13 protein-coding genes are annotated in these 9,266 nt (G+C 32.3%); 12 read left to right on the top strand and 1 reads right to left on the bottom strand.

Features of this window, described 5'->3' with window-relative positions; all coding sequences use genetic code 11:
- The first annotated feature begins 79 nt into the window (after positions 1–79).
- From gcvH to Z054_RS0118885, 4 genes are all read left to right on the top strand, one after another.
- Positions 80–463 (top strand): glycine cleavage system protein GcvH, encoded by a 384-nt coding sequence (gene gcvH, locus Z054_RS0118900; RefSeq protein ID WP_024771609.1) that lies wholly within the window; start codon positions 80–82, stop codon positions 461–463.
- Positions 435–857 carry a VanZ family protein gene (locus Z054_RS28855; protein ID WP_161635309.1) on the top strand — a complete coding sequence of 141 codons (423 nt, stop codon included), beginning with the start codon at positions 435–437 and terminating at the stop codon, positions 855–857. The genes gcvH and Z054_RS28855 overlap by 29 nt, the downstream gene beginning before the upstream one ends.
- A gap of 135 nt (positions 858–992) precedes the next feature.
- On the top strand, positions 993–1,718 hold the full coding sequence (locus tag Z054_RS0118890; protein ID WP_024771607.1) for an energy transducer TonB: 726 nt from the start codon (positions 993–995) through the stop codon (positions 1,716–1,718).
- A 110-nt stretch (positions 1,719–1,828) separates the two neighbouring features.
- A complete protein-coding gene (locus Z054_RS0118885; RefSeq protein ID WP_024771606.1) occupies positions 1,829–2,572 on the top strand; it encodes an energy transducer TonB in 744 nt (247 codons plus the stop codon).
- Positions 2,573–2,623: 51 nt separating this feature from the next.
- Here Z054_RS0118885 and Z054_RS0118880 read toward each other — a convergent pair whose 3' ends face one another.
- On the bottom strand, positions 2,624–3,493 hold the full coding sequence (locus tag Z054_RS0118880; RefSeq protein WP_024771605.1) for an MBL fold metallo-hydrolase: 870 nt from the start codon (positions 3,491–3,493) through the stop codon (positions 2,624–2,626).
- A 317-nt stretch (positions 3,494–3,810) separates the two neighbouring features.
- On the opposite strand from Z054_RS0118880, the gene cyoE reads away from it, so the two are divergent.
- The 8 genes from cyoE (at position 3,811) to Z054_RS0118840 (ending at position 9,104) form a co-directional block, all read left to right on the top strand.
- Positions 3,811–4,647, top strand: a complete 837-nt coding sequence (gene cyoE, locus Z054_RS0118875; protein WP_394331064.1) for a heme o synthase — start codon at positions 3,811–3,813, stop codon at positions 4,645–4,647.
- The gene (locus tag Z054_RS0118870) at positions 4,638–5,219 is read left to right on the top strand and encodes a cytochrome c oxidase subunit 3 (protein WP_024771603.1); all 582 of its coding nucleotides are present in this window, start codon (positions 4,638–4,640) and stop codon (positions 5,217–5,219) included. Before cyoE ends, Z054_RS0118870 begins: the two co-directional genes overlap by 10 nt.
- Positions 5,220–5,358: 139 nt before the next feature.
- Positions 5,359–6,342, top strand: a complete 984-nt coding sequence (locus Z054_RS0118865) for a cytochrome c oxidase subunit 3 (protein WP_024771602.1) — start codon at positions 5,359–5,361, stop codon at positions 6,340–6,342.
- 23 nt (positions 6,343–6,365) lie between these two features.
- Complete coding sequence (locus tag Z054_RS0118860; protein ID WP_024771601.1) at positions 6,366–6,725, top strand: cytochrome C oxidase subunit IV family protein; 360 nt, start codon at positions 6,366–6,368, stop codon at positions 6,723–6,725.
- A 189-nt stretch (positions 6,726–6,914) separates the two neighbouring features.
- The gene (locus tag Z054_RS0118855) at positions 6,915–7,568 is read left to right on the top strand and encodes a hypothetical protein (protein WP_024771600.1); all 654 of its coding nucleotides are present in this window, start codon (positions 6,915–6,917) and stop codon (positions 7,566–7,568) included.
- An 11-nt stretch (positions 7,569–7,579) separates the two neighbouring features.
- Complete coding sequence (locus tag Z054_RS0118850; protein ID WP_024771599.1) at positions 7,580–8,314, top strand: SCO family protein; 735 nt, start codon at positions 7,580–7,582, stop codon at positions 8,312–8,314.
- Positions 8,307–8,855 carry a DUF420 domain-containing protein gene (locus Z054_RS0118845; protein ID WP_024771598.1) on the top strand — a complete coding sequence of 183 codons (549 nt, stop codon included), beginning with the start codon at positions 8,307–8,309 and terminating at the stop codon, positions 8,853–8,855. Before Z054_RS0118850 ends, Z054_RS0118845 begins: the two co-directional genes overlap by 8 nt.
- A gap of 51 nt (positions 8,856–8,906) precedes the next feature.
- Positions 8,907–9,104, top strand: coding sequence for a hypothetical protein (locus tag Z054_RS0118840; RefSeq protein ID WP_394331063.1), 198 nt, complete (start codon positions 8,907–8,909; stop codon positions 9,102–9,104).
- Positions 9,105–9,266 lie beyond the last annotated feature (162 nt).

The following is a 9,266-nucleotide window of genomic DNA, read 5'->3' as shown; positions in this document are numbered from 1 at the left end:
TTATCAGGTTTTCTCAAAATTTAATAAAATAGATTTATTTTCGTCATCATAATATTAACAACTCATAAATTTTTTTGAAATGAATACTCCTGTAGATTTAAAATATACCAAAGATCACGAATGGATCAAAATTGAAGGCGATATTGCAACTATTGGTATTACTGATTTTGCGCAAAGCGAATTAGGTGATATTGTTTATGTAGAAGTAGAAACAGTTGGCGAAGAATTAGAAGAGCAAGAAGTTTTTGGTACTGTAGAGGCAGTAAAAACGGTATCAGATCTATTCTTACCAATGGCAGGCGAAATTATCGAATTTAATGAAGCTTTAGAAAGTGAACCAGAATTGGTAAATAGTGACCCATATGGAGCGGGTTGGATGGTAAAGGTTAAAATATCTGATGTTTCTCAAATTGACGATCTATTGCTGTCTGCAGATGAATATAAAGAGGTTGTTGGGGCATAAGACCCTTTTTGTCCTGGTTGTAGTATTAACCTCTCTGGTGACGTGGGCGTCACTGGCAAAATTTATTAATCCAGTTGCATTTACGATAGAAGGGAGTGATAAAATAGGTCATTTTATTGCATATTTTACCTTAACTATAGCATGGGCTTTGTTTTTCTTTTTTTCTGAAAAATTGAATAAAAATTTAAAACAGAGTTTGATTATTACTTCGGTTATATGTATCCTATATGGTGTCCTGATGGAAGTATTACAAGCACTTTTAACAACATATCGTAGTTCTGATTGGTATGATGTAGTTGCAAACACAAGTGGTACAATTTTTGCAGTATTTGTTTTTGTAGTGTTTAAAAGTAAATTACTAAGATTTAAACAAAATAAACAGGAAATCAGATAGATAACAGCTGTGTTATCACTGAAAAGTAGATAGCATAAAAGTTAAAAAACTTATTTTTTGTTTTACATTTTGATCTTTAGTTGGAAATTACAAAAGAAATTAGCTATTTTAGCAATCCTATAACGATTATATAATATGGAACCAAAGAAAAATCCAAAATCAGATTTAACTAAGAAAAGTATCTTATTCCTTCAATTAGGACTTATTTTAGTTCTTTTTATAACATGGCAGGGAATAGAGTGGAAAACCTACGATAGAACCAATATAGATATAGGTCAGGTTAATCTTGATGAATTGGAAGAAGAAGATGTGCCAATTACTCAAAACCTGAACACACCTCCACCACCACCACCACCTCCACCAGCACCAGAAATTATTGATGTAGTAGAGGATGAAGAAGAAGTAGAGGAGACTATTATTGAGTCTACAGAAACGAATCAGGAAGAAGAGATCGTTGAGGTAGAAGAAATTGAAGATGCAGATGAAGAAGAAGTAATTGCTGATGTACCATTTGCAGTTATCGAGAATGTGCCGATTTTTCCTGGTTGTGAGAAAGCAGGAAATAATGCAGCTAAAAAGAAATGTATGAGTGATAAGGTTAAGAAGTTTATTAACCGTAAATTTAATACAGAGATTGGTAGTGAATTAGGTCTTTCAGGCGTTAATAGAATCTATGTGAGATTTAAAATTGATAGAAGTGGTAATATTGTTGGTGTTCAGGCAAGAGCTCCACACCCAAGATTACAAAAAGAAGCACAAAGAGTTGTTAAGTTATTACCTAAAATGACTCCAGGAAAACAAAGAGGAAAAGCAGTAGGTGTACTGTATTCTCTACCAATAGTTTTTCAGGTACAGGACTAAAAAGAAAATACTTTATAAAATATCAGAATCCCGTCACAGTATGTAGACGGGATTCTTTTTTTTGGTATGCTTGTTGATTTAGATTAATTGTAACGTTAAAACTAAATATTATGAGTAACAAGCACGATGCTAATGTACGAAAAAGTACATTGGTGAATTTTCAGATTGGACTTATAGCGAGTCTTTTATTTACCTATGTAATGTTTGAGGTGTATACCGCTACACCAATAGTTAATGATAGCGACATTGACCTTACAATTGAAGAGCCTGATGTAGATTGGGATGGGGTTTACAAAATTTATGAAGAGCCCAGGCCAAAAGAAGTTGCCAGAAAGTATACAAAGCCAGCTGTTGTTCCAGAAGAATTTAAAGTCATTGATAATGATACTGAAATAACAGATGCAGATAAGGTGTTCAAAAATGAGCCAATTGAATCTAAGCCATTTGATCCTAGTACAATTAAGGATGTAGAGCCTGTAGTTGAAGATCCTCCGTTTTTTGATTTTATAAAAGTAGAATCTGTTCCTGTATTTCCTGGATGTGAAATGTTAGGGACCAATAAAGAAAAGGCGGCTTGTTTTTCTGAAAAAATTAGAAAAATCGTTTCCAGAAAATTTAATACAGAATTAGGAGAAAAATATGGTTTAACAGGAGTGCAACGAATCTATACTCAGTTTGATGTTGATGACGATGGGATGATTAAGAACATCCGGGTTAGAGCAGCGCATCCAAAATTAAAAAAAGAAGCGCAAAGAGTGATTAACTTGTTCCCACAGATGACACCTGGTAAACAAAGAGGTAGAGCTGTAACTGTAAAGTATCAGTTGCCAATTGTTTTTAAAATACAGAACTAAAGATATAAAAGCCTGCTGATTATATTAGCAGGCTTTTTTAATAGATTCTTTTTATTTGGTGAGACTAGTGTAAATCGTTTTTCGCATACGTTCTGAGTTAATAAATCCATCACCGTATCCTTTTGTATCATAGGTCGCTGTAAGCGAGGTGTTCTTTATAATATCTTTTTCAGATTTCTCAGCATCGATTTCTTTTTGAATAGTACTGGTAATTTCTTTTAGCATTTTCAAAAACATTTCCAAATCTTTTTTTGTTGCCAATTTCCCATGTCCGGGAATGATTTTAGTGGCATCGTTTGCGATAAGTAATGCCTTTTCTGATGCTTTTATGTATCCCTTAATGCTTCCGCCAGATTTTAAATCTATATAGGGATAACGTCCATTAAAAAAGGTATCTCCCATATGTAGTACATTTCCATTTGCAAAATAGATAAGAGCATCTCCATCGGTATGAGCATTGTGTACATGAAACGCTTTTACGTTTTCATCTTTGAAATATAATTGCAACCCTTCGTTAAATGTAATTACGGGTAACGATAGCGGAACAATGCTTCCTTTTTCCTTTTGTCCTTTTTCCATTCTGGATCTTACATTTTTTTGAGCAAAGATCGTAGCGCCTCTATTCGCCATATTTTCATTCCCGCCGGTATGATCCCCATGATAATGTGTGTTGATTACCATAGTAACCGGTTGGTCGCTTATTGTTTTTAGATTGGTGAGAATTTTATCAGATAATCGTGCAAATTGATCATCAATGATAAACAATCCTTTTTCGTTTTTAAAAACACCAATATTACCTCCTTGACCAGTTAGCATATAAATATTATCTGACAATGGGTCAACGGTGATTTTGACTTCTTTATCTTGTGCATTAGCAGCAAAGAAAAGTGTAAAGACTGCGAGAATCAGTAATTTTTTCATTAGAGATGATTTTATGTGGTTTTTTTATGATGATTTGTCGTTAATAAAGCGCAAAAATTACTCTTGGCTATTGGGGTGATTATCAAAATGTTCTGTAAAAAGAAATTTTGATCAACTCTTAGAATTGTTTGTTTATTGTAGAGGTAAGTTGTTAAAAGGTGAATTATAAGTAGTTATAAGTTGTCTAAAATGCTTTTAAGATATATCTTTGCACCACTTTTAAAAAAAGCTATTTAGAAAACGTGCAAAATTTGAGCGTGACCCAAACGAATACTATAAAAATCTCGATTGTTCAGGATTTTAAAGAAATTACAAAAATGCGTCTGGCATTAAGTGTGGTTTTTTCTTCTGTTGCTGGATATTTATTAGGTGTAGAAACAGTTTCCTGGAATACCCTGATTCTTCTCGCTGTAGGAGGTTATTTTATGGTAGGGGCCTCAAACGCGTATAATCAGATTATAGAAAGAAATTTAGATAAGCTGATGGATCGTACTAAAAATAGACCGATTCCGTCTGGAAGAATGTCTGTTAATACGGCTTTTGCAATTGCTACATTTTTTACAATTGCAGGAATATCTGTGTTGTATACGATTAATCCTCAAACGGCTATGTTTGGAGCGATTTCTATATTTATATATGTAAGTTTATATACTCCTTTAAAAACAAAAACACCATTGTCTGTTTTTGTTGGTGCTATTCCTGGAGCAATTCCTTTTATGTTAGGATGGGTGGCGGCAACAAATAATTTTGGGATAGAACCAGGAACATTGTTTATGATTCAATTCTTTTGGCAGTTTCCACATTTTTGGGCTATAGGATGGTTTTTGTTTGATGACTATAAAAAAGGAGGATTTTTTATGCTTCCGACAGGTAAAAGGGATCAAGGTACTGCTGTGCAGGTTATTATTTATACATTATGGACTGTAGTAACCTCTTTAATACCTGTTTTTGGAGTTACTGGTAAACTTTATCTTACTCCGGTATCAGGAGTAATTATTCTGTTTTTAGGAATAATTTTAATTAGATCTGCAGTTCGATTATATAAGGTTAGAGATGCTAAAACAGCAAAGCAATTAATGCTAATGAGTGTCTTGTATATTACATTATTACAAGTCATTTATGTAGTAGATAAATTTGTTAGAATATGGATTTAACACAAGGAACAACACAAGAAAAAGTTAATAGGTCCAAAAAAACCATGATGTGGTTTGCTATGATTAGTATGGCAATGGTGTTTGCAGGACTTACTAGTGCTTATGTTGTGAGTAAAAGTAGGAAAGACTGGGGGATAGATCTTGTTTTTCCAAATGCATTTATATATAGTATATTGATCATAGTAGCAAGTAGTGTTACATTTTACTTTGTGAAAAACGCGATTGAGAAAAATAATAGAAGTCTGGCTACAGTATTACTGCTCTCTACACTTGCATTAGGAATTGTATTTATATTCTTGCAGTTTGAAGGGTTTAGCGATATTATTAGACAAGGATATCATTTTACAGGTCCGACATCTAATATCGTTACTACATTTATGTTTATAATTGTAGTAACACACCTTGCACATATCATTGGAGGGATATTAGTGCTTTTAGTTGTAATTTATAATCATTTTAAACAAAAATATAAAACAGGTCAAACTCTTGGTTTAGAATTAGGTGCTATGTACTGGCATTTTGTTGATTTCCTGTGGGTTTATCTCTTTTTGTTTTTGTATTTCGTTAAATGATCTTAGATCATTGATTTAATACTATAAAAGAGATTGTTTTAAAGAAAAGCATCTGTGACAATTAAAAAATAAATTTGAGCAGGTGAAATGATAAAATTGATTATTTTTGTGGGAAATTTAACAATACCAAATTCTTTATATGGAAACAACTGTTACTAAAACAGGTACTGAAGATAAAACCTGGGGAGGTGGCAATCAACCACTCAAGGTAAGTTATGGTAAGATGATGATGTGGTTTTTTATCCTTTCGGATGCACTTACATTCTCTGGTTTTTTAGCCTCTTATGGTTTTTCAAGATTTAAATTTATAGATTCCTGGCCTATAGCCGATCAAGTATTTAATCACTTTCCATTCTTACATGGGGTAGATGCTCCAATGTATTATGTGGCTTTGATGACTTTTATCTTGATTTTTTCTTCAGTAACTATGGTATTAGCCGTAGATGCGGGACATCATATGAAAAAGAAAAAGGTAATTTTTTATATGTTCTTAACTATAATTGGTGGAGCAATATTTGTAGGATCACAAGCCTGGGAGTGGAAAAACTTTATCAAAGGAGAATATGGCGCGGTAGAAACCAAAGGAGGACAAATTTTGCAATTTGTAGATGGTGAAGGGCATAGAGTAGGTCTAAAAGATATTGCAATTATCGATACCCATAAGGATAGGACTCAACATGAGCGAAAAAATGGAATTTGGTATAAAAAAGAAGGAACTCTTCCTACCTATACTATTGAAGAAATAAGAACAGGTTTTGCAAAAAGAAAAGATCTTTTGGTAAGAACTCAAACGCTAACAGAAAAAGGAGAGAAAACAATCTTGTCAAGAACAGAGTCCTTGAAAAGAATGCAAGCAGACGCTATTGGTATTGTAGAAGGAGCAAATCTTACACATAATGAATATGGTACTCCATTATTTGCTAACTTCTTCTTCTTTATTACTGGTTTTCACGGTTTTCACGTGTTTTCTGGAGTAGTTATTAATATCATCATCTTTATCAATGTAATTCTCGGTACTTATGAAAGAAGAAAGAATTATGAGATGGTAGAAAAGGTTGGTTTATACTGGCACTTTGTAGATTTGGTATGGGTATTTGTATTTACATTCTTTTACCTGGTTTAATAAAAATTTAGTAGTTATACAGCATGGCACACGATACAGCGCATCACGAATCGAATATAGGAAGAATCTGGAAAGTATTTATTCTATTATCTGTTGTTACAATAGTAGAAGTAATATTAGGGATTATAAAACCTGCATTTTTAGTAGAAACCACTTTAATTAGTATGAAACTATTAAATTGGATTTTTATTATTCTTACAATTTACAAAGCATATTATATCACCTGGTCATTTATGCATATGGAAGGTGAGACTAAAGGCTTAAGAAGATCTGTCGTTTGGACAGGAATTTTCTTAATTTGTTATTTAATGTTTATCCTGCTTACAGAAGGAGATTACATATTTGAAATCTATAAAAATGGGCATGTAGCTTGGGATTTTTAATCCGTTAAATATATAAGTTAAAAGCATTGTAAAAAGACGGTCTATTAAGCCGTCTTTTTTTATTTTTACACAATTGTTCTGAGCTTATTTCAGAATTTATACCATTTGTTGTTTGAATTTTCTTTTCTAGTAAATTGAAAGGATGAACGGTATTAAATATCGACTTTATAACTATTTGATACTTGTCAAATGAAAAAATTTCTTGTCTTAGGAGTCTTATTTGTATTACCATTAGTGGCTTATTTATTTTTTGCTTCTGGAGTACATAATTTCGCCAAACTTCCTGTGCTTAATGAATCTATAGAGAATCTTAAAAATTTTGAACCACTAGCCAAAAAAGAAGTTAGTTTTTCTGATAAGATTACTGTACTTGGTTTCTTAGGGAAAGATATTCATAACAAACAGGGAAATGCTTTTAACTTAAATCAAAAAATTTATAAAAAAAATTATGGGTTTCGTGATTTTCAGTTTGTAATGGTTCTACCTTATGGTAGTGAGAATGCTGCAAAGAAACTATTGGACGAATTAGACAACATTACCGATGTTTCTGAGTGGAACTTTGTTTTTGGCACCCCAGAAAGTATAAAAGCCTTATTTAAGAGTTTAAAGACTCCGCATCAATTAGATGATAATTTGGCTACTCAGTATGTGTATATAGTTGACAAAAATGGAGGACTAAGAGGTAGAGATGGTAATTTAAAAGAGAATGAATCAAAAGTATATGGTTATGATGCAAGTTCTGTTGCTGATTTATCAAATGTCATGAGTGATGATGTAAAAGTGATTCTTGCAGAATATCGTTTGGCTTTAAAAAAATATAAAGCAGATCGTAAAAAGAAATAAAGAGTAAGCGCATGAAAAAAAATTCATACATCGGGATATCGTTTATCATATTGGTTTTTGGAATCATTTTTATCCCAAAGATTATAAATAGAATTAAAAGCACTTCGATTGTTAAAAATGATAGGATGAGTGCCAGTAACCCTGTTGCCAATGAGAAACTTAGTTATATAAAACTTAACGGAACACCAAAAAAAGTTCCTGAATTTGCATTCTTAGATCAGGATAGTATTCTAATTACTAATCATGATTATAAAGGTAAAGTGTATATAGCAGAGTTTTTCTTTACCAGTTGCCCTACTATTTGCCCTAAGATGAATAAAAATTTGGTATATCTGCAAAATAAATTAAAAGACGATGAAAATTTTGGAGTAGCTTCTTTTACGATCAATCCTAAGTTTGATACACCAAAAAGACTTAAGAAGTACGCAGAGAAGTATAAAGTAATAGATCCTGATTGGCATTTTTTAACAGGAGATAGAGAAGATATCTATGAATTGGCCAACGCTGGATTTAATATTTATGCTGCAGAGAATCCCGATGTGCCAGGTGGATTTGAGCATAACGGCTACTTTGCTTTAATTGATCAGGAAGGATATATAAGATCTAGATATGATGCCTCAGGCAATCCTATTATTTATTATAGAGGAACAATTGGGGTAAAGGAAAAAGTAGATGAAAATGGAGAAGAAGAACAAATAACTATTTTATTAGAAGATATAAAGAAACTATTAGATAAGAATGAGTAACAACAACCAATCAGATGTAGAAAAAAAATACAATAAATGGATTGTAATTTTATCGGTTTTTATTCCTCTTGCAGTAGCAGCATTATTTGGAGTTAATCTGAGAAAACTTGGGTTTGATGTGCAACCCCTTACTTTTTTACCCCCAATATATGCAACTATTAATGGTTTAACCGCTGTGATTTTACTAGCTGCGTTATGGGCAATAAAAAATAAGAATATTGCATTACATGAGAAGCTCATGAAAACAGCTATTTTATGTTCGGTATTGTTTTTATTGATGTATATCGCGTATCATATGACTAGTGATTCTACTCGATTTGGAGGAGAAGGAACGATACGGTATGTATATTATTTTATTTTGGTCACTCATATAATCCTGTCGGTTGTCGTTATTCCCTTTGTATTGATTACTTATGTAAGAGCATTGGCGAAACGATTTGATAGACATAAAAAAATTGCAAGAATTACATTTCCGATTTGGTTGTATGTGGCTGTTACAGGAGTGATTGTATATTTTATGATATCTCCATATTATGTTTAGTTTGAGTACATACATATGCGAATAAAATTTTTTTACATACTAATTCTTTTTTTGATATTTACCACCCCGGTAGAGGCACAATGTGCAATGTGCAGAGCAGTTCTGGAGAATGAAGAAGGACGGGAAACTGCAAAAGGAATCAATAATGGGATTGTATACCTAATGATTATACCATATGTCCTAATAGGGGTTGTAGGGTACATTATTTATAGAAATAAAAGAAAATCGGCAACTGCAAAAAAGCTTTAATTAAAGAGTTCTTAATTTTTTAACATTTTCATAACAAGAAAAGATGTAACAAAAATACCATGTAACTAGTCTTATGTAACAAGACGACACTAACCAATCAATAAGTCTTCAGGGGAAAACTGTAAGATTGATCTAATACTATACAGTATTTTTAGGCTAGTG

The organism is Aquimarina macrocephali JAMB N27 (assembly GCF_000520995.1).
GTDB lineage: Bacteria > Bacteroidota > Bacteroidia > Flavobacteriales > Flavobacteriaceae > Aquimarina > Aquimarina macrocephali.
This window is presented reverse-complemented; position numbering and strand designations above follow the sequence as displayed.

Excerpts from the sequence above, each read along its gene's own strand:
- cyoE (WP_394331064.1), top strand. The coding sequence starts at position 3,811 with ATGCGTCTGGCATTAAGTGTGGTTTTTTCTTCTGTTGCTGGATATTTA.
- Z054_RS0118890 (WP_024771607.1), top strand. The coding sequence starts at position 993 with ATGGAACCAAAGAAAAATCCAAAATCAGATTTAACTAAGAAAAGTATC.
- Z054_RS0118850 (WP_024771599.1), top strand. The coding sequence starts at position 7,580 with ATGAAAAAAAATTCATACATCGGGATATCGTTTATCATATTGGTTTTT.
- Z054_RS0118860 (WP_024771601.1), top strand. The coding sequence starts at position 6,366 with ATGGCACACGATACAGCGCATCACGAATCGAATATAGGAAGAATCTGG.
- Z054_RS0118870 (WP_024771603.1), top strand. The coding sequence starts at position 4,638 with ATGGATTTAACACAAGGAACAACACAAGAAAAAGTTAATAGGTCCAAA.
- Z054_RS0118845 (WP_024771598.1), top strand. The coding sequence starts at position 8,307 with ATGAGTAACAACAACCAATCAGATGTAGAAAAAAAATACAATAAATGG.
- gcvH (WP_024771609.1), top strand. The coding sequence starts at position 80 with ATGAATACTCCTGTAGATTTAAAATATACCAAAGATCACGAATGGATC.
- Z054_RS0118885 (WP_024771606.1), top strand. The coding sequence starts at position 1,829 with ATGAGTAACAAGCACGATGCTAATGTACGAAAAAGTACATTGGTGAAT.
- Z054_RS0118865 (WP_024771602.1), top strand. The coding sequence starts at position 5,359 with ATGGAAACAACTGTTACTAAAACAGGTACTGAAGATAAAACCTGGGGA.
- Z054_RS0118855 (WP_024771600.1), top strand. The coding sequence starts at position 6,915 with ATGAAAAAATTTCTTGTCTTAGGAGTCTTATTTGTATTACCATTAGTG.
- Z054_RS28855 (WP_161635309.1), top strand. The coding sequence starts at position 435 with ATGAATATAAAGAGGTTGTTGGGGCATAAGACCCTTTTTGTCCTGGTT.
- Z054_RS0118880 (WP_024771605.1), bottom strand. The coding sequence starts at position 3,493 with ATGAAAAAATTACTGATTCTCGCAGTCTTTACACTTTTCTTTGCTGCT.